20 protein-coding genes and 1 pseudogene are annotated in these 15,592 nt (G+C 48.2%); 15 read left to right on the top strand and 6 right to left on the bottom strand.

Annotated elements, in window-relative coordinates:
• A partial coding sequence (locus tag ACFPVS_RS12645; RefSeq protein WP_378595827.1) for a hypothetical protein occupies window positions 1-237 on the bottom strand: 237 nt, incomplete at its 3' end.
• Window positions 238-394: 157 nt separating this feature from the next.
• On the opposite strand from ACFPVS_RS12645, the gene ACFPVS_RS12640 reads away from it, so the two are divergent.
• The 3 genes and pseudogenes from ACFPVS_RS12640 (at window position 395) to ACFPVS_RS12630 (ending at window position 2,356) form a co-directional block, all read left to right on the top strand.
• Window positions 395-967, top strand: a complete 573-nt coding sequence (locus ACFPVS_RS12640; RefSeq protein WP_096296047.1) for a TMEM165/GDT1 family protein — start codon at window positions 395-397, stop codon at window positions 965-967.
• 2 nt (window positions 968-969) lie between these two features.
• Window positions 970-1,617 (top strand): annotated as a pseudogene (locus ACFPVS_RS12635) (TIGR01621 family pseudouridine synthase).
• Window positions 1,618-1,696: 79 nt separating this feature from the next.
• Window positions 1,697-2,356 (top strand): hypothetical protein, encoded by a 660-nt coding sequence (locus ACFPVS_RS12630; RefSeq protein WP_096294394.1) that lies wholly within the window; start codon window positions 1,697-1,699, stop codon window positions 2,354-2,356.
• 90 nt (window positions 2,357-2,446) lie between these two features.
• Here the strand turns inward: ACFPVS_RS12630 and ubiG are convergent, their stop codons facing one another.
• The 3 genes from ubiG to ACFPVS_RS12615 form a co-directional block, all read right to left on the bottom strand.
• On the bottom strand, window positions 2,447-3,163 hold the full coding sequence (gene ubiG, locus ACFPVS_RS12625; RefSeq protein ID WP_096294395.1) for a bifunctional 2-polyprenyl-6-hydroxyphenol methylase/3-demethylubiquinol 3-O-methyltransferase UbiG: 717 nt from the start codon (window positions 3,161-3,163) through the stop codon (window positions 2,447-2,449).
• A gap of 93 nt (window positions 3,164-3,256) precedes the next feature.
• Window positions 3,257-3,526 (bottom strand): GIY-YIG nuclease family protein, encoded by a 270-nt coding sequence (locus ACFPVS_RS12620; protein ID WP_096294396.1) that lies wholly within the window; start codon window positions 3,524-3,526, stop codon window positions 3,257-3,259.
• Window positions 3,523-4,410, bottom strand: a complete 888-nt coding sequence (locus ACFPVS_RS12615) for a LysR family transcriptional regulator (RefSeq protein WP_096294397.1) — start codon at window positions 4,408-4,410, stop codon at window positions 3,523-3,525. The genes ACFPVS_RS12620 and ACFPVS_RS12615 overlap by 4 nt, the downstream gene beginning before the upstream one ends.
• Before the next feature lie 124 nt (window positions 4,411-4,534).
• On the opposite strand from ACFPVS_RS12615, the gene ACFPVS_RS12610 reads away from it, so the two are divergent.
• Both ACFPVS_RS12610 and ACFPVS_RS12605 read left to right on the top strand, forming a co-directional pair.
• Window positions 4,535-5,191 carry an NAD(P)-dependent oxidoreductase gene (locus ACFPVS_RS12610; protein ID WP_096296048.1) on the top strand — a complete coding sequence of 219 codons (657 nt, stop codon included), beginning with the start codon at window positions 4,535-4,537 and terminating at the stop codon, window positions 5,189-5,191.
• 64 nt (window positions 5,192-5,255) lie between these two features.
• Window positions 5,256-5,624 (top strand): hypothetical protein, encoded by a 369-nt coding sequence (locus tag ACFPVS_RS12605; protein ID WP_096294398.1) that lies wholly within the window; start codon window positions 5,256-5,258, stop codon window positions 5,622-5,624.
• A 340-nt stretch (window positions 5,625-5,964) separates the two neighbouring features.
• Here the strand turns inward: ACFPVS_RS12605 and ACFPVS_RS12600 are convergent, their stop codons facing one another.
• Both ACFPVS_RS12600 and ACFPVS_RS12595 read right to left on the bottom strand, forming a co-directional pair.
• Window positions 5,965-6,402, bottom strand: a complete 438-nt coding sequence (locus tag ACFPVS_RS12600; RefSeq protein WP_096296049.1) for a PNPOx family protein — start codon at window positions 6,400-6,402, stop codon at window positions 5,965-5,967.
• 79 nt (window positions 6,403-6,481) lie between these two features.
• Window positions 6,482-7,057 carry a UbiX family flavin prenyltransferase gene (locus ACFPVS_RS12595; RefSeq protein WP_096294399.1) on the bottom strand — a complete coding sequence of 192 codons (576 nt, stop codon included), beginning with the start codon at window positions 7,055-7,057 and terminating at the stop codon, window positions 6,482-6,484.
• Between the two features lie 147 nt (window positions 7,058-7,204).
• On the opposite strand from ACFPVS_RS12595, the gene ACFPVS_RS12590 reads away from it, so the two are divergent.
• The 10 genes from ACFPVS_RS12590 (at window position 7,205) to ACFPVS_RS12545 (ending at window position 15,379) form a co-directional block, all read left to right on the top strand.
• The gene (locus tag ACFPVS_RS12590) at window positions 7,205-8,065 is read left to right on the top strand and encodes a ParB/RepB/Spo0J family partition protein (protein WP_096294400.1); all 861 of its coding nucleotides are present in this window, start codon (window positions 7,205-7,207) and stop codon (window positions 8,063-8,065) included.
• Between the two features lie 384 nt (window positions 8,066-8,449).
• Window positions 8,450-8,803: an ATP synthase subunit I gene (locus tag ACFPVS_RS12585; protein ID WP_096294401.1), complete on the top strand. Its 354-nt coding sequence runs from the start codon at window positions 8,450-8,452 to the stop codon at window positions 8,801-8,803.
• The gene (atpB, locus tag ACFPVS_RS12580; RefSeq protein WP_096294402.1) at window positions 8,793-9,659 is read left to right on the top strand and encodes a F0F1 ATP synthase subunit A; all 867 of its coding nucleotides are present in this window, start codon (window positions 8,793-8,795) and stop codon (window positions 9,657-9,659) included. Before ACFPVS_RS12585 ends, atpB begins: the two co-directional genes overlap by 11 nt.
• 79 nt (window positions 9,660-9,738) lie before the next feature.
• A complete protein-coding gene (gene atpE, locus ACFPVS_RS12575) occupies window positions 9,739-9,972 on the top strand; it encodes a F0F1 ATP synthase subunit C (RefSeq protein WP_004284425.1) in 234 nt (77 codons plus the stop codon).
• Window positions 9,973-10,042: 70 nt separating this feature from the next.
• Window positions 10,043-10,513 carry a F0F1 ATP synthase subunit B gene (locus ACFPVS_RS12570; RefSeq protein ID WP_096294403.1) on the top strand — a complete coding sequence of 157 codons (471 nt, stop codon included), beginning with the start codon at window positions 10,043-10,045 and terminating at the stop codon, window positions 10,511-10,513.
• Window positions 10,514-10,517: 4 nt separating this feature from the next.
• Window positions 10,518-11,051, top strand: a complete 534-nt coding sequence (locus tag ACFPVS_RS12565; RefSeq protein ID WP_096294404.1) for a F0F1 ATP synthase subunit delta — start codon at window positions 10,518-10,520, stop codon at window positions 11,049-11,051.
• 10 nt (window positions 11,052-11,061) lie between these two features.
• Window positions 11,062-12,609 (top strand): F0F1 ATP synthase subunit alpha, encoded by a 1,548-nt coding sequence (gene atpA / locus ACFPVS_RS12560; RefSeq protein WP_096294405.1) that lies wholly within the window; start codon window positions 11,062-11,064, stop codon window positions 12,607-12,609.
• Window positions 12,610-12,634: 25 nt separating this feature from the next.
• Window positions 12,635-13,510 (top strand): F0F1 ATP synthase subunit gamma, encoded by an 876-nt coding sequence (gene atpG, locus ACFPVS_RS12555; protein ID WP_096294406.1) that lies wholly within the window; start codon window positions 12,635-12,637, stop codon window positions 13,508-13,510.
• 35 nt (window positions 13,511-13,545) lie between these two features.
• On the top strand, window positions 13,546-14,943 hold the full coding sequence (atpD, locus tag ACFPVS_RS12550; protein WP_096294407.1) for a F0F1 ATP synthase subunit beta: 1,398 nt from the start codon (window positions 13,546-13,548) through the stop codon (window positions 14,941-14,943).
• A 10-nt stretch (window positions 14,944-14,953) separates the two neighbouring features.
• A complete protein-coding gene (locus ACFPVS_RS12545; RefSeq protein WP_096294408.1) occupies window positions 14,954-15,379 on the top strand; it encodes a F0F1 ATP synthase subunit epsilon in 426 nt (141 codons plus the stop codon).
• Window positions 15,380-15,592: the final 213 nt, after the last annotated feature.

The following is a 15,592-nucleotide window of genomic DNA, read 5'->3' as shown; positions in this document are numbered from 1 at the left end:
ACTCAGCGCCGATGATAGTGTGGTTCTTCCATGTGAAAGTAGGTCACTGCCAAACACCCATTCCGAAGCCTCTGACTCTGTCAGGGGCTTCTTTACGTCCGGCAGAAAAGTGCGGCTAAAGCAGGTTACCGTGTTGTTAGTATAATTATATTTGATTGTTTTATTGAGTTTATTAAATAAGTTGTGCCGCTTAGGCATAAGCGTTATAATTTCACTCCTTTTTACGGGAGTAGCCATCCGGATTTTTCGGTTCCGGAGCGGTTATCAACATAATTGCTTTGGCATGGTAACCGCATCTTCGCTCAAACGAATGACAGGCAAGACGTAAAGCATGGCAATTCCAGTGGGCAATTGTTATGCTTTTGTGTTGCCCACGAAACGGTTGAGTATCTACATGGAAGCTTTTTTCTCTTCAACATTGGGTGTGATGATTGCCGAAATTGGCGACAAAACTCAACTGCTCGCATTATTTTTAGCAACCCGATTTTCACAAAAGAATGCTATTGTTTTAGGTATTTTTGTAGCCACATTACTAAACCATGCACTTTCTGCAGTCATTGGTGTGTGGTTGGCGCAATATATTTTGCCTGAGCTAATGAAATGGATTGTCGGCTTGAGTTTTATTGCGGTGGGCTTATGGCTGCTGTTGCCGGATAAAGATGAGAATCCGGATAGCCGATGGCTGAAATATGGTGCTTTTGGCGCAACGGTACTGCTGTTTTTTATGGCGGAAATCGGTGATAAAACGCAAATCGCCACAGTGTTGTTAGCAGCCAAATATCAAGAGATGTTTTGGGTGATATGCGGTAGCGTGTTGGGTTTGATGTTGGCAAACGTGCCGGTGGTTTATTTGGGGCAGATGCTGATGAAGAAGATTCCGGCTAAAGCAGTTCGCATTTCTGCCTGCATTTTATTTTGCGTGTTGGGTGCCATTACTTTATTGGGTAGAGGTATAGTATTAAATTAAGGTTGGGAGAATATGTGGAAGATCTTTTTCAGAATCAAAACTTCATTGTGATTAATAAGCCTTGCCATCTTGCGGTGCATCAGGAAGAAAATCAAATCAGCTTGACGCACACGCTGGCAGAGCAATTGGGTTTAGAAAGAGTATGGTTATTGCATCGATTAGATAAAGCAACCAGCGGTGTATTATTGTTGGCACTCAATGATCAGATAGCCTCAGAGCTGGCGCAACAATTTTCTGCTAAAACCATGCACAAAACCTATTTAGCAATGAGCGATGCAAAGCCATCCAAAAAGCAGGGGTGGATTAAAGGCGGAATGAAAAAATCCCGCCGTGGTGTGTGAAAGTTAACTCGAGATACATCGAGTCCGGCCATCACGCAGTTTCACAGCCATACTCTCGCACCATATTTACGCTTATTTGTGTTGCGACTGCATATCGGCAAAACGCACCAATTACGCGTTGCCATGAAAAGCTTAGGCAGTCCGATTATTGGTGATCGGTTGTATGGTGGTACAGCCGCCGAACGAATGTTTCTGCACGCTTGGCAAATAGAGTTCCAACATCGAGATGAGCATTTTAAAATCACCGCACCTTTAGATGCAACATGGCCGTCTGAGCACATTTATGCCATATTATCTTCATCGCTTTAACGCAGTATTTACGCACTTTACAGACAGCATAGTATAATAGCTGCTTGCATATCTGAATGACTTTAATAAATAAAACAGCATGAAACCTATTTTTCAAAAACTGATTCTGGTATTGGGCCTGAGCACTGCTGCGATGTCGGCACAAGCCGTTACTTATATCTGCAAGGTAGATGGCGGCATTGTCTTTTCCGAGAAGAAAATCGGCAACCAATGCGAAGAATCCCATACCGATGGTGCGGCGCAAGTGACGCCTGAAGAAGCCACTAAAGCTTTACCCGAGAAAGTTGATTTAAAAGAGGCACCGGGCTCTGCTGCACCAGATGTCAGCGACATTAAAATTTTACCGCAGACTATCAGTGGCAGTGTAACGAATAGCGTTGAAGCGGCTAATCCGCGCATGAATATCAAGCTACGCAATGGTAATGACACAGCAGGCCGTAAAACCAGTGCCGGTGATTTGAAATCAGCCCAAGCGCGTGCCGCTGAGCTGAACCGCAAGGCTAAGATTATTCATGCGCCGGTGATTAGCGCGCCGGCTGCCAAACAGAAACCGCAACTTACCCGTAAGCAGATTTTACAAAACGAAATCCGCAATGAGCAAGCTGCATTGGCACGAGCTAAGGTACAATTGAATGTAGCGCGTAAAAAAGGCGATCAAGCCAAAATCAGCCGTTTAAACCAAGCCGTTCGTGATCGCGAGGCGAATATTCGTGCCATTCAGGGTGAAATGAAGCGCTAATGAAGTATTTCTAAAAGCCATCAATTTGAGGGAAACCAAAATAAAAGGCCGTCTGAAACACAATGTATCAGACGGCCTTTTGTTTTGCTGTTAAGCCGGACGGCAGGCAATCATATAGTTGGTGTCGGTCATATCACTGATGCTGTATTCTTTGGTCAGCAGATTGTATTTCATGCCTTTTGTATCGACAACATCCAAACCGGCTTGGCGGCACATACGCGCCAATTCCGCAGGCGTGATGAATTTCTTCCAGTTGTGCGTGCCTTTCGGTACAAAGTTCAATACATATTCGGCACCGACAATCAAATGCAGATAAGACTTCGGATTGCGGTTGATGGTGGAGAAAAACACCATGCCTTCGGGCTTAACCAATTTCGCACATGCTTTTACGATGGCGGCCGGATCGGGTACATGCTCGAGCATTTCCATGCAGGTGACCACATCAAAGCTGTGTGGTTGCTCGGAGGCCAATTCTTCCACTGGAACGCAGCGGTAAGCGATATTGCCAACATTTTGTTCAGCCGCGTGTACTTCAGCCACTTTTAATGACTTTTCCGCCATGTCGGTGCCGGTTACGTGCGCGGCACCGCGCTTGGCCATGCTTTCGGCTAAAATTCCGCCGCCGCAGCCGACATCCAAAACCTGCTTGCCGCTCAAATGGCCTAAGTCATCGATGTAGCCCAAGCGTAGCGGGTTAATGTCGTGAAGCGGTTTGAATTCGCTGTTTTTATCCCACCACTTTTCGGCGATTTGGCTGAATTTGGCGATTTCATTGTCATCGACATTACGTTCGGTTTGACTGGTCATATCGGTTTTCCTGATGGATTGAAGACGCAATTTTATAACAAAGCGGCAGCAAACGGTAGGCCGTCTGAAAGGCATCAATGTTTTTCAGACGGCCTAGATTTCATGCGCGGCGCATGCCATCCACAACGCACGTTTTTTGGCGGCAGGCATTTTTTTCAAAGCGATTTCCTGTTTTAAAGCTTCGCTTTTGCTGAGACCGTCGGCAACCACACGCATGGCTTCAGGCTTGTGGATACGCGTATATTTCGCCCCTTTGCCGGCTTTATGTGCCAGTAAACGTTCGTACGGGCGCAGACTGATGCCACAATAAAGCGAGGCGTTTTCACACAAAATCAAATATACGCACCATGTTTGCGCCGTCATTGCGCCGCCTCCGCAAAAGATTGCTGCAAGATGGTGACAGCCGCTTCGGTTTTGGCCGACTGCACGCGATAAGGCGTGACCACATATAAATTGACCGCCGGTAAAGTCCAATCCGGCAAGACAATATTCAGACGGCCTTGGGCGGCGGCATCGGTAATCTCGCCACTGACTTGCAGCGACAGGCCGAAGCCTTGCTCCGTCAGTGTCCGCACGGCGGCCAGATGGCTGCAATAGAGGCTGTTTTCAATTTCTAAAAAATAGTGTTCCGCACCGCAATGCAGGGAGGTACGTAACGGTAAGAAATGCAACCAGCGGTGGGCGTGGAGCTGGTTAGGGTGGGTGACGGGTGCGTGTTGTGCCAAATAGTCGGGGGCCGCGCAAATTTGGTACTGCCAAGTCACCAAATGCCGTGCGGCCAGATTCGGGTCGTCGAGCGCGTGGCCGCCGCCGCGTATGGCCAAGTCGATTTCCGCTTGTTGCAGATTGTCCAGCGTGTCGTTGAAATGCAGCACGGGGTGGATTTTGGGAAACTCGTTGTGCAGGCGGCGCAAGGCCGTCTGAAAAGCCGGAGCATCGAGAATGCTCGAAGTCAGCGCGATGTGTAAGCTACCCGCGGGTTCGGTTTTTAAATGGTCGATGACCGCGCGCGTATCGGCCAGCGTTGCCTGCAGTCGGCGGCAATAGCTGCCCAGTGCGCGCCCGGCATCGGTTGGGGAAAGGCTGCGCGTGTTGCGGTTGAGCAGTTTGATGCCGTGCAGCGATTCCAGGCGGTTGATGTGCTGGCTGACAGCCGACGGCGTCATGGATAAAGCTGCGGCTGCGGCATTCATGCTGCCGTGTTCCAAAACGGCAGCAAATACGAGTAAAGGTTTGATGTCTTGCATTCCAGACAGTCTTGATAGTGAAGTTGGACTTAATAATACAAACAGTAAAATAGGGATTATCAGTGTTTTCAGACGGCCTTACAATACGTTTATCTTAAATAGTGAACAAAACAAGGAGCGAACAATTAAATTTGCTGTGATTGGTGCAACAGGTTTGGTGGGCAAGGCAACGGTACAAGAGTTGGCTGCACGCGGCCATGAAGTAACGGCTTTTGCACGCGATGTTTCTAAAGTGGCGAAGGCCGGCAATATCAAAGCGGTGGCGGCCGATGTCAATGCGGCGGATTTTGCCGCGCAGCTGCGGGTCTTTGACGGCGTGGTCAGCGCGTTTAATGCAGGTTGGGAGAATCCGAATCTGGCGGCGGATTTTACCTTGGGTGCAAACAACATCATTGAAGCGGCGAAAACCGCGCAAGTGCCGTATCTGCTGGTTATCGGCGGCGCAGGCAGTCTGAATGTCGCTCCGAATCTGCAATTGGTCGATACGCCTGATTTCCCGAAAGAAGTCTATCCCGGTGCCAATGCCGCCCGCGAGCTGCTCGACCGTCTGCGTCCGCGCCGCGATGTGAATTGGGCATTTCTGTCACCTGCTGCCATGTTTGCCGTTAATCCTGTGCGCTTTGAAAAAAGCGGCGCATACCGCATAGGCCAAGATGATGTGTTGATGAATGCCAACGGCGCGCCTGCGGATATTACCGTCGCCGATTTGGCCGCGGCGATTGCGGATGATGTGGAAAATAGAGCACATTTGTTTGCCCGCTTTACCGTAGCCGAGGTGTAATTGACTTGTCAAATCACAGGCCGTCTGAAAACATTCAGACGGCCTCATATGGGGAGCGTGACTCATGCAGGAAATGATGTATCTGTTTGACCCATTGTGCGGTTGGTGCTACGGCGCAACGGTTGGTTTGGAACAGTTGGCGGCCGACCAACATACGCGTATCCGGATGCAGCCGACCGGCCTGTTTGCCCGCAACGGCCGCGTGGTGGATGCCGGATTCGCCAAACATGCGTGGCGCAACGACCAAAAAATCGCTGCGCTGACGGGTTTGCCTTTTAGCGCAACGTATCGTACCCAACTACTGTCGGGAGACGGTCGTGCGTTCGATTCGTGGCCGATGGTTCTGGCCTTGAGCGCGGTGGAAAAAACCGAGCCTGAGAAAGAGATCGAAATATTGAAAACCTTTCAGGCGGCGCGTTATCAATATGCTTGAGACACTTCCGATATAGAGACGGTTAAAACGATTTTGAATGAAATCGGCCTGACTCGGGTACCGCGCTGGTTGGCAGCGATGAGGTTGCGGCGGCGGCCGAACAGCGGATTTTGGAGGGGCAGGCGTTGATGCGGCAATTCGACTTGAGCGACGTACCGGGCTTGTTGCTGCGACGGGAGGGACAAGACGTTTGGCAGGTGGCGGACAGCCGTGTTTTGTTTGAATCAGCCAAGTAGCCTGCCGACATGCTTGGGCACGGCATAGGTCGAAGGAAGCGGCCGTTTGGGAAGTAAGCCTATATTGGCTAGGCATTCACTTTTCAGACGGCCTTTTGCCGCATTCAGTTTTCACGCGACCAATGTGTTTTTTGTGCAAATATCAATTTGTTGTCGGTAAATTTGATGAAGTCGAGCTCCAGCATCCATACATCACTTTTCATCGCCCGTGCAACGGGATGGATCCGGTAAAACAATGCGGCCGCGGCTTGGCGTTCTGCTTCGTTTTCCAAACAAACCGCGCGCGCTTGAAACTGAATGCCGCTGATTTTGGTGATACTGTCAGGCTGCCCCGCAATCGTACCCGAGATATGGGACGAAGCCGCCATATTGCTGCCGTGTCGGGTTTGGCGCGAAGTCAAAATAATCAGCCGTGCGTGCGCTTCATCGAAAACGTAAAAGCAGCACGCGCTCCACAGGCCGCTTTCGGGCGAATGGGTGGCGAGGCTGACGGCATGGTTGCGGCTTAAAAAGTGGGTAATATTGCGGGGTAGGGGATTCATCAACATTCCTGTTTCAGACGGCCTTAAACGGCTTTCAAACCAATTGGGCAGAAACCGGCGCATGTGTGCTCATGCGGGTTTATTGTGTAGTGCCGCCATTCCAATGCGGCAAGTCGGGGATTTCGAGGTCAAACATTTCTAAGGCGCGGCCGACGCTGTGGGTGACGATGTCGTCCACCGATTGCGGCTGTTGGTAAAACGCAGGTACAGGCGGGAAGATAATGCCGCCCATTTCGGTGACGCGCTTCATGTTGTCCAAATGCGCCAAATTCAGCGGCGACTCGCGCACCATCAACACCAAGCGGCGGCGTTCTTTCAGCACTACGTCTGCCGCCCGGGTGAGGAGGTTGTTGTTGTCTCCATGGGCAATGGCTGCCAGCGAACGCATAGAGCAGGGCGCTACCAACATGCCGGCGGTGCGGAACGAGCCGCTGGAAATCGCCGCCCCCAAATTGCCGATAGGGTGGACGACATCGGCCATGGCCATGACTTCCTCTTTTGAATACGGCGTTTCCAGTGCACGCGTCATGTCGGCGCCTTTGGAAACCACCAAATGCGTTTCGATACCGGGCAGGTTTTGCAGGATTTTTAAGGCGTTGTAGCCGTATTGAAAGCCGCTTGCGCCGCTAATGCCGATAATAAGCCGCCGTGTCATGCATTGCCTTTCTGTGTCAGGCCGTCTGAAAGCGTTATTATAGAATACAAATTGTCTATCCGTAGCAATATCCGATAAAATAGCGCATGATTTGATAAGGCCGTCTGAAAGCGCTGTTTTGGCGCCGTTAAAATAAAGGATAACAATATGGCAAAAATGAAAGGCGGTTTGGGCCGCGGTTTAGATTCCTTGATTTCCAATGGGGTGGACAACAGTACCAGCGACCGCCTGACCTCCGTCGACATCAGCGATATCCAGCCCGGCCGCTATCAGGCGCGTGTGCAGATGGATGACGAAGCGCTGCAAGAGTTGGCCGATTCGATTAAAGCGCAAGGCGTGATTCAGCCGGTGATTGTGCGCGAACACGGTTTGTCGCAATACGAATTGATTGCAGGCGAACGCCGTTGGCGCGCGTCGCAATTGGCCGGATTGACTGAAATTCCGGTAGTGATCAAAACCATCAGCGACGAAACCGCGCTGGCGATGGGTTTGATCGAAAACCTGCAACGTGAAAACCTGAATCCGATTGAGGAAGCACAAGGCTTGAAACGCTTGGTCGATGAATTCGGTTTGACGCATGAAACCGTGGCTAAGGCCGTCGGCAAAAGCCGCAGCGCAATTTCCAACAGTTTGCGTTTGCTGAGCTTACCCGAGCCGGTGCAGGATATGCTATACCACCGCCACTTGGAAATGGGGCATGCGCGCGCATTGTTGACGCTGCCGGTAGTTGAGCAGTTGGAATTGGCGCAAAAAGCAGTGAAAAACGGCTGGTCAGTGCGCGAAGTAGAGCGCCGCAGTCAGTTGGCGCATCAAAGCAAAGAAGTCGAGCCGAAGAAAACCATCAGCCCTGATGTTCGGCGTTTGAATGACGTATTGACCGAGCGTTTGGGCGTGAATGCCGAAATCAAAACCACCAATCAGAAAAAAGGCAAAATCGTGTTGCATTTCGACACGCCCGAAACATTTGAATATCTGCTGAAACAATTGGGCATTCAATACGAAGCGTAACCTTTATTTCAGAGGCGAGGCCAAAAAATTTTAAGTAAACTGTTTCTTTTACACAAAAAAATGATAATTAAGGCCGTCTGAAATTTCAAACGGCCTTATTAAAATCTGATTGAAATCAAAGGGATTATTTGAAGTTGAGGGATGGAATATGTTAGGTGTTTATAAATTGTTGTATTTCAAGATTAATAAGCATGTAACAATGTGTAATTTGTGTTAAAATCTTCACGGAATAGCAATTGCCAAACTGCCAAACAGAGAACTTTTCTTAAATTGACATATCCTCAAATAATAACGTTTCACAAAGCTTAACAATCGCTTGACGACATAGCACTTCTTGATTATAGTAGCCTCGCTTTAGTATTGTGGCTCAATCGCCTTAAAAATATGAAGCAAATTTTAATTTTACAAGTGATTGTCTTGCTTGCAGTTTCTGCCTTAAGTGCAATAATTGTAGGCAAAAGCGGTTTTTGGTCGGCCTTGGTCGGCGGAATCACGTATCTCATCCCTTCATCTATTGCAGTTTTACTTTTAAAGCTTGTTAAAAATAATCCTTATCTGCAAAGCAGGATGTTTATTTTTGGAGAAGTTTTAAAAGTAGTGCTGTCGCTGGTGTTGATGCTGATTGTGTTTGCAATTTGGCATGAATCGCTGGTTTTTCTTCCGTTTTTCTTCGGATTGCTCGGCGTCAGCCATTTGGTTTTTTTGTATTACTTGAGAGTTAAAGACTATGGCAGGTGAATCTATGACCGCTGCCGACTACATCAAGCACCACTTGCAAAGCTTGACCAGTTTGTCGGACGTAACCCAAGGCCAAGGCCTGAAAAATATTGCTGATTTCTCTTACATCAACTTGGATGCAATTTTCTTTGCCGTCGTGTTGGGAATTATCGGTAGCTTTATCTTATGGCGTGGTGCCAGGAAAGCAACAGCCGGCGTGCCCGGCCGCTTTCAAGCTGCGGTAGAAATCCTGTTTGAATTTGTGGATGATATGTGTAAAAGCATTATCCATAATGAGCAGTCCCGCAAAGCCGTTGCGCCATTGGGTTTGACCTTGTTTGTATGGATTTTCCTGATGAATGCCATGGACTTGCTGCCGGTTGATTTGTTGCCAGTCGCCTGGCAGGGTATTACCGGTGATCATCATGCATTATTGCGTGTCGTACCTACCGCTGATTTGAATACCACGCTGGCATTGGCTATCGGTGTCTTGATTATCTGTATTTACTACAATGTTAAAATTAAAGGCTTCGGCGGTTGGATGCACGAAATGTTCAGCGCGCCGTTTGGTGCGAAATTGGCACCGGCCAATTTTCTGTTAAATATCGTAGAATTCTTATCGAAAACTGTATCGCACGGTATGCGGTTGTTCGGTAATATGTATGCCGGTGAATTGGTATTTTTGCTGATTGCTTTGTTGGGTGGCGCGTGGGCTGCTTCTGGCAGTATTGGTGTGATGGATCCGATTCTGTTTGTGTTCCATATTTTGGCCGGTTTGGCTTGGGCGATTTTCCATATTTTGGTGATTACCCTGCAGGCATTTATTTTCATGGCGCTGGCGTTTGTATATATCGGCCAAGCACATGACGCACACTAAGTTTAGTTGTTCTTTATAAGTAGTTTTTCAATTTTTTCAACGTAGTTTTAACCTTTGTTTCTTTTAAGGAGTTTTAAAAATGGGTTTGATTGCTATCGCATGTGGCTTGATCGTAGCTTTGGGCGCTTTGGGCGCTTCTATCGGTATTGCTATGGTAGGTTCTAAATACTTGGAATCTTCTGCTCGTCAGCCTGAATTGATTGGTCCATTGCAAACCAAACTGTTTTTGATCGCCGGTTTGATCGACGCCGCGTTCTTGATCGGTGTTGCTATTGCCTTGCTGTTCGCCTTCGTTAACCCGTTTGCAGGCTAATCCGAACACAAGTTCGTTACAAACGGTTTAAACGTTTGTTTGATTAACCCTAATACGAAGGTTAAGTAAAGTGAATATTAATGCAACCTTATTTGCGCAGATTATCGTCTTTTTCGGTTTGGTTTGGTTTACCATGAAATTTGTGTGGCCGCCGATCGCAAAAGCGTTGGACGAGCGCGCCGCCAAAATTGCTGAGGGTTTGGCTGCTGCCGAACGCGGTAAAAGCGATTTTGAGCAGGCAGAAAAGAAAGTTGCAGAACTCATGGCCGAAGGGCGTGGACAAGTTGCCGAAATGGTGGCTAACGCCGAAAAACGTGCTGCTGCAATTGTAGAAGAAGCCAAACAGCAAGCTTCTACAGAAGCTGCACGCATTACAGCACAGGCTAAAGCTGATGTTGAGCAGGAAGTGAACCGTGCGCGCGAAGCTTTGCGCGAGCAAGTTGCTGCATTGGCTGTGAAAGGTGCAGAGTCTATCTTGCGTAGTGAAGTGGATGCTTCCAAACACGCAACAATGCTCAACACTTTGAAACAGGAGCTGTAATCCTATGGCAGAGTTCGCAACGATTGCCCGACCTTATGCGAAAGCATTATTTGGTTTGGCACAGGAAAAAAACCAAATTGAGTCTTGGTTGGGCGGACTGGAAGAATTGGCAGCAGTGTTGCAGGATCAGAAAGTATTGTCTCTGGTTGAGCAGCCTGAAACCGCTGCTTCCGATAAAGCAAAGGCATTGGCTGATTTGGTCGGTTTGAATGATGTAAGCCTTACAAATTTTGTAAGCGTTCTGGCCGAGCAAAAGCGTTTGAATGTTTTGCCGGAAGTGTACGCGCAATATCAAGACTTAGTCTTGGCACTCAACAATACCAAATCAGCTGTGATTTACAGCGCATACGAATTAATGCCTGCGCAGTTGGCTGATTTAACCGCTACTTTAAAAACACGTTTCAACACTGACTTGCAAGTGACCACGAAAGTTGATCCGCAATTAATCGGTGGTGTGAAAGTAGAAGTGGGTGATCAAGTCTTGGATCTGTCGGTGCAAGGTAAATTGAATGCTTTGTATACGACTATGACAAATTAGGAGAGTTTTCATGCAGCTTAATCCTGCTGAAATTAGCGATTTGATTAAAGCCAAAATCGAAAATCTGTCTGTTAACGCAGAAGTACGTACCCGCGGTACGGTAATTTCTGTGACTGACGGTATCGTACGCATTCACGGCTTGTCAGACGCCATGCAAGGTGAGATGCTCGAATTCCCAGGCAACACTTTCGGTTTGGCCATGAACTTGGAGCGTGACTCCGTTGGTGCCGTAGTGTTGGGTGAATACGAACACATCAAAGAAGGCGATACCGTTACTTGTACCGGTCGCATTTTAGAAGTACCAGTAGGTCGTGAGCTGGTAGGTCGTGTTGTGGATGCATTGGGTCGTCCGATTGACGGTAAAGGCCCGATTAATGCTTCTGGTTCTGCGCCAATCGAAAAAATTGCACCGGGTGTAATTGCCCGTAAATCGGTTGACCAACCAATGCAAACCGGTTTGAAAGCCATTGACTCTATGGTTCCGGTAGGCCGTGGCCAACGTGAGTTGATTATTGGTGACCGTCAAACCGGGAAAACAGCTGTTGCTTTGGACGCGATTGTGAACCAAAAAGACACCGGCGTTATCTGTATCTACGTAGCCGTAGGTCAAAAAGCTTCTTCAATTGCCAACGTGGTACGTAAATTGGAAGAGCACGGTGCAATGGAACACACCATTGTGGTGGCAGCAACTGCTTCTGAAGCAGCGGCATTGCAATACATCGCCCCTTACTCAGGTTGTACCATGGGTGAATTCTTCCGTGACCGCGGCGAAGATGCCTTGATCGTTTACGACGACTTGTCTAAACAAGCCGTTGCATACCGTCAAATTTCTCTATTGCTGCGCCGTCCACCAGGCCGCGAAGCGTATCCGGGCGACGTATTCTACTTGCACTCTCGTTTGTTGGAGCGCGCTGCGCGTATCAACGAAGATGAAGTGGAAAAGCTGACCAACGGTGAAGTTAAAGGTAAAACCGGCTCATTGACCGCATTGCCGATTATCGAAACACAAGCCGGTGACGTATCTGCATTCGTACCGACCAACGTGATTTCGATTACCGACGGCCAAATCTTCTTGGAAACCGACCTGTTTAACTCCGGTATCCGTCCTGCAATCAACGCCGGTATTTCCGTATCACGCGTAGGTGGTGCGGCGCAAACCAAAGTTATCAAAAAGCTGGGCGGCGGTATCCGTTTGGCATTGGCGCAATATCGTGAATTGGCTGCGTTCTCACAATTCGCATCTGATTTGGATGAAGCAACACGCAAGCAATTGCAACATGGTGAAGTCGTGACTGAATTGATGAAACAAAAACAATTCAACACTTTGAACACCGCTGAAATGGCATTAACTTTGTGGGCGATCAACAATGGTTCGTATTCTGATGTTCCAGTTTCTAAAGCATTAGCTTTCGAAGCGGAATTTTTGAGCTATGTCCGCACCCAATTGCCAGAAGTGCTGAATGCGGTTAATGCTTCGGGTGCGATGTCTGATGAAGCAGAACAAGCATTGACCGAAGCCATGAAAACTTTCAAATCTTCTTACGCTTATCAAGCCTAAGAATAGCAGATGAAAGGAGTCTGAAATGGCAGTAGGAAAAGAGATTCTCACCAAAATTCGCAGTGTTCAAAATACCCAAAAGATCACAAAAGCGATGCAGATGGTGTCTACCTCTAAAATGCGGAAGACTCAGGAACGGATGCGCTTAGCGCGTCCGTACGCCGAAAAAGTTCGTACGGTAATGAGCCATTTGGCACAAACCGAAACCGATCACGGCATTAAATTGTTGGAACCGCATCGCGCCGTATGCCGTGCCGGTTTCATTTTGATGACGACTGATAAAGGTTTGTGCGGTGGCTTAAATGCCAACGTATTGAAGAAGTTTTTGGCGCAAGTTCAAGAGTATCAGGAGCAGGGCATTGAAGTTGATGTCGTGTGTCTGGGCAGCAAAGGTTTGGCTGCTTGTCAAAGCATCGATTTAAACGTGATTGCCAGTGCAGTGAATTTGGGCGATACGCCTAAAATGGAATTGTTGCTGGGGCCGTTGACTGAAATTTTCCAACGCTACGAAAAACATGAATTAGATGTGATTCACTTGGTGTATTCCGGTTTCGTGAATACAATGCGTCAAGAGCCGCGTATGGAAGTGTTGCTGCCTATCGGCCAAAACGAGATTGAAGAGGTTAACGCCCATTCCCAATATGGTTGGGAATACCGTTACGAGCCGAGCCCTGTTGCTGTATTGGAATATCTGGTTCGCCGCTATTTAGAATCTGTGGTTTATCAAGCATTGGCTGATAACATGGCATCTGAACAAGCCGCGCGTATGGTAGCGATGAAAGCCGCTACCGACAACGCAGGCAATGCCATCAAAGAGCTGCGTTTGGTGTATAACAAATCGCGTCAAGCTGCGATTACCACGGAATTGTCAGAAATTGTTGCAGGTGCAGCGGCTGTTTAGGCCGTCTGAAACTGTACAGAAAATAGGATACGATAATGAGCCAAGGCAAAATCGTACAAATTATTGGTGCCGTAGTTGACGTGGAGTTTCCACGTGATGCTATCCCGCACGTTTACGATGCCCTGAAATTGGACGAAACCGGTCTGACCCTGGAAGTGCAACAACTTTTGGGTGACGGTGTGGTGCGTACCATTGCAATGGGTAGTTCAGATGGTTTGAAACGCGGTATGACCGTAAATAATACCGGTTCGCCGATTACTGTACCTGTGGGACAGGCAACATTGGGCCGTATTATGGACGTATTGGGTAATCCCGTAGACGAAGCAGGTCCTGTGGCTGCTTCAGAGACCCGTGCGATTCACCAGTCTGCACCTAAATTCGATGAGCTTTCAGCTGCAACCGAATTGTTGGAAACCGGTATCAAGGTAATTGACTTGCTGTGTCCGTTTGCCAAAGGCGGTAAAGTAGGTTTGTTCGGTGGTGCAGGTGTGGGTAAAACCGTAAACATGATGGAATTGATCAACAACATCGCCAAAGCGCACAGCGGTTTGTCTGTGTTTGCCGGTGTAGGTGAGCGTACCCGTGAAGGTAACGACTTCTACCATGAGATGAAAGATTCCAACGTATTGGATAAAGTGGCTATGGTTTACGGCCAGATGAACGAACCTCCGGGCAACCGTTTGCGCGTTGCTTTGACCGGTTTGACTATGGCCGAATACTTCCGTGACGAAAAAGATGAAACTGGTAAAGGTCGCGACGTATTGTTTTTCGTAGACAATATCTACCGCTACACTTTGGCCGGTACAGAAGTATCTGCATTGTTGGGTCGTATGCCGTCTGCAGTAGGTTACCAGCCGACTTTAGCTGAAGAGATGGGTCGTTTGCAAGAACGTATTACCTCTACGCAAACCGGTTCGATTACTTCCATCCAAGCCGTTTACGTACCTGCGGATGACTTGACTGACCCTTCTCCGGCAACAACCTTTGCCCACTTGGACGCAACCGTGGTATTGAGCCGTGACATTGCCTCTTTGGGTATTTACCCAGCCGTTGATCCGCTGGATTCTACTTCACGCCAGCTCGATCCGATGGTGTTGGGTCAGGAGCACTATGATGTAGCGCGCGGTGTTCAGTCTACTTTGCAAAAATACAAAGAATTGCGCGACATTATCGCCATTCTGGGTATGGACGAGTTGTCTGACGAAGACAAACTGACTGTAATGCGTGCCCGTAAAATCCAACGTTTCTTGTCACAACCGTTCCACGTTGCTGAAGTATTTACCGGCTCTCCGGGTAAATACGTGGCATTGCGTGACACCATCGCTGGTTTTAAAGCTATCTTGAACGGTGAATACGACCACTTGCCGGAACAAGCGTTCTACATGGTGGGCGGCATCGAAGAAGCAGCCGAGAAAGCGAAAACCTTAAACTAAGGAGGCCGGCATGAACATCATGCAAGTTGAAGTGGTCAGTAGCGAACAAAACATCTACTCAGGCGAAGCCAGTTTTGTGGTGGTTCCGACTGTGCAAGGTGAGCTCGGTATTTACCCGCGACACGAGCCGATAATGAGTTTGGTACGTCCCGGTGCATTGCGTTTGACCATACCGGGTCAGGCTGAAGAAGTGTTGGTTGCTGTTTCCGGCGGTTTGTTGGAAGTGCAGCCTGAGAAAATTACCGTATTGGCGGACGTTGCCGTTCGCAGTGCGGAGATGGATCAGGAGCGCGCCGAGCAAGCCAAGAAAGCAGCAGAAGACCGTATTTCTAAGGCGCAAGACGATGAATCTTTGGCAAAAGCACATGCTGCTTTGGCCGCAGCCATCGCCCAGCTCAAAACCTTGGATTATCTTCGTTCGCAAAAAAACAAATAAGCATTTTTGCTTTAAAAGCACGGTGGAAACCGTGCTTTTTTATTGTTATTGCCTGAATTCAGGTCGGAATGTTGGCTGATTGTTTTAATACAGATAAGGTAAACAGTGAAATCGGTTTATTTTTGGGGCTGTACTAGATAACTAGAATAAATTCTGCTTTACTAATTGTTTTAAAATAGAACAAGAGACTTTATCTCACTGTGGTTAAAACGC

The organism is Neisseria weixii, assembly GCF_042658245.1.
GTDB lineage: Bacteria > Pseudomonadota > Gammaproteobacteria > Burkholderiales > Neisseriaceae > Neisseria > Neisseria weixii.
Note: the sequence above shows the minus strand (reverse complement) of the source record. Positions and strands in the feature narration are given on the sequence as shown.

Coding starts and splice junctions, on each gene's coding strand:
- ACFPVS_RS12590 (WP_096294400.1), top strand. CDS start 7,205: ATGGCAAAAATGAAAGGCGGTTTGGGCCGCGGTTTAGATTCCTTGATT.
- ACFPVS_RS12600 (WP_096296049.1), bottom strand. CDS start 6,402: ATGAATCCCCTACCCCGCAATATTACCCACTTTTTAAGCCGCAACCAT.
- atpE (WP_004284425.1), top strand. CDS start 9,739: ATGGGTTTGATTGCTATCGCATGTGGCTTGATCGTAGCTTTGGGCGCT.
- ACFPVS_RS12595 (WP_096294399.1), bottom strand. CDS start 7,057: ATGACACGGCGGCTTATTATCGGCATTAGCGGCGCAAGCGGCTTTCAA.
- ACFPVS_RS12605 (WP_096294398.1), top strand. CDS start 5,256: ATGCAGGAAATGATGTATCTGTTTGACCCATTGTGCGGTTGGTGCTAC.
- ACFPVS_RS12615 (WP_096294397.1), bottom strand. CDS start 4,410: ATGCAAGACATCAAACCTTTACTCGTATTTGCTGCCGTTTTGGAACAC.
- ACFPVS_RS12640 (WP_096296047.1), top strand. CDS start 395: ATGGAAGCTTTTTTCTCTTCAACATTGGGTGTGATGATTGCCGAAATT.
- ACFPVS_RS12565 (WP_096294404.1), top strand. CDS start 10,518: ATGGCAGAGTTCGCAACGATTGCCCGACCTTATGCGAAAGCATTATTT.
- atpB (WP_096294402.1), top strand. CDS start 8,793: ATGGCAGGTGAATCTATGACCGCTGCCGACTACATCAAGCACCACTTG.
- ACFPVS_RS12585 (WP_096294401.1), top strand. CDS start 8,450: ATGAAGCAAATTTTAATTTTACAAGTGATTGTCTTGCTTGCAGTTTCT.
- ACFPVS_RS12630 (WP_096294394.1), top strand. CDS start 1,697: ATGAAACCTATTTTTCAAAAACTGATTCTGGTATTGGGCCTGAGCACT.
- ACFPVS_RS12545 (WP_096294408.1), top strand. CDS start 14,954: ATGAACATCATGCAAGTTGAAGTGGTCAGTAGCGAACAAAACATCTAC.
- ACFPVS_RS12620 (WP_096294396.1), bottom strand. CDS start 3,526: ATGACGGCGCAAACATGGTGCGTATATTTGATTTTGTGTGAAAACGCC.
- atpG (WP_096294406.1), top strand. CDS start 12,635: ATGGCAGTAGGAAAAGAGATTCTCACCAAAATTCGCAGTGTTCAAAAT.
- atpA (WP_096294405.1), top strand. CDS start 11,062: ATGCAGCTTAATCCTGCTGAAATTAGCGATTTGATTAAAGCCAAAATC.
- atpD (WP_096294407.1), top strand. CDS start 13,546: ATGAGCCAAGGCAAAATCGTACAAATTATTGGTGCCGTAGTTGACGTG.
- ubiG (WP_096294395.1), bottom strand. CDS start 3,163: ATGACCAGTCAAACCGAACGTAATGTCGATGACAATGAAATCGCCAAA.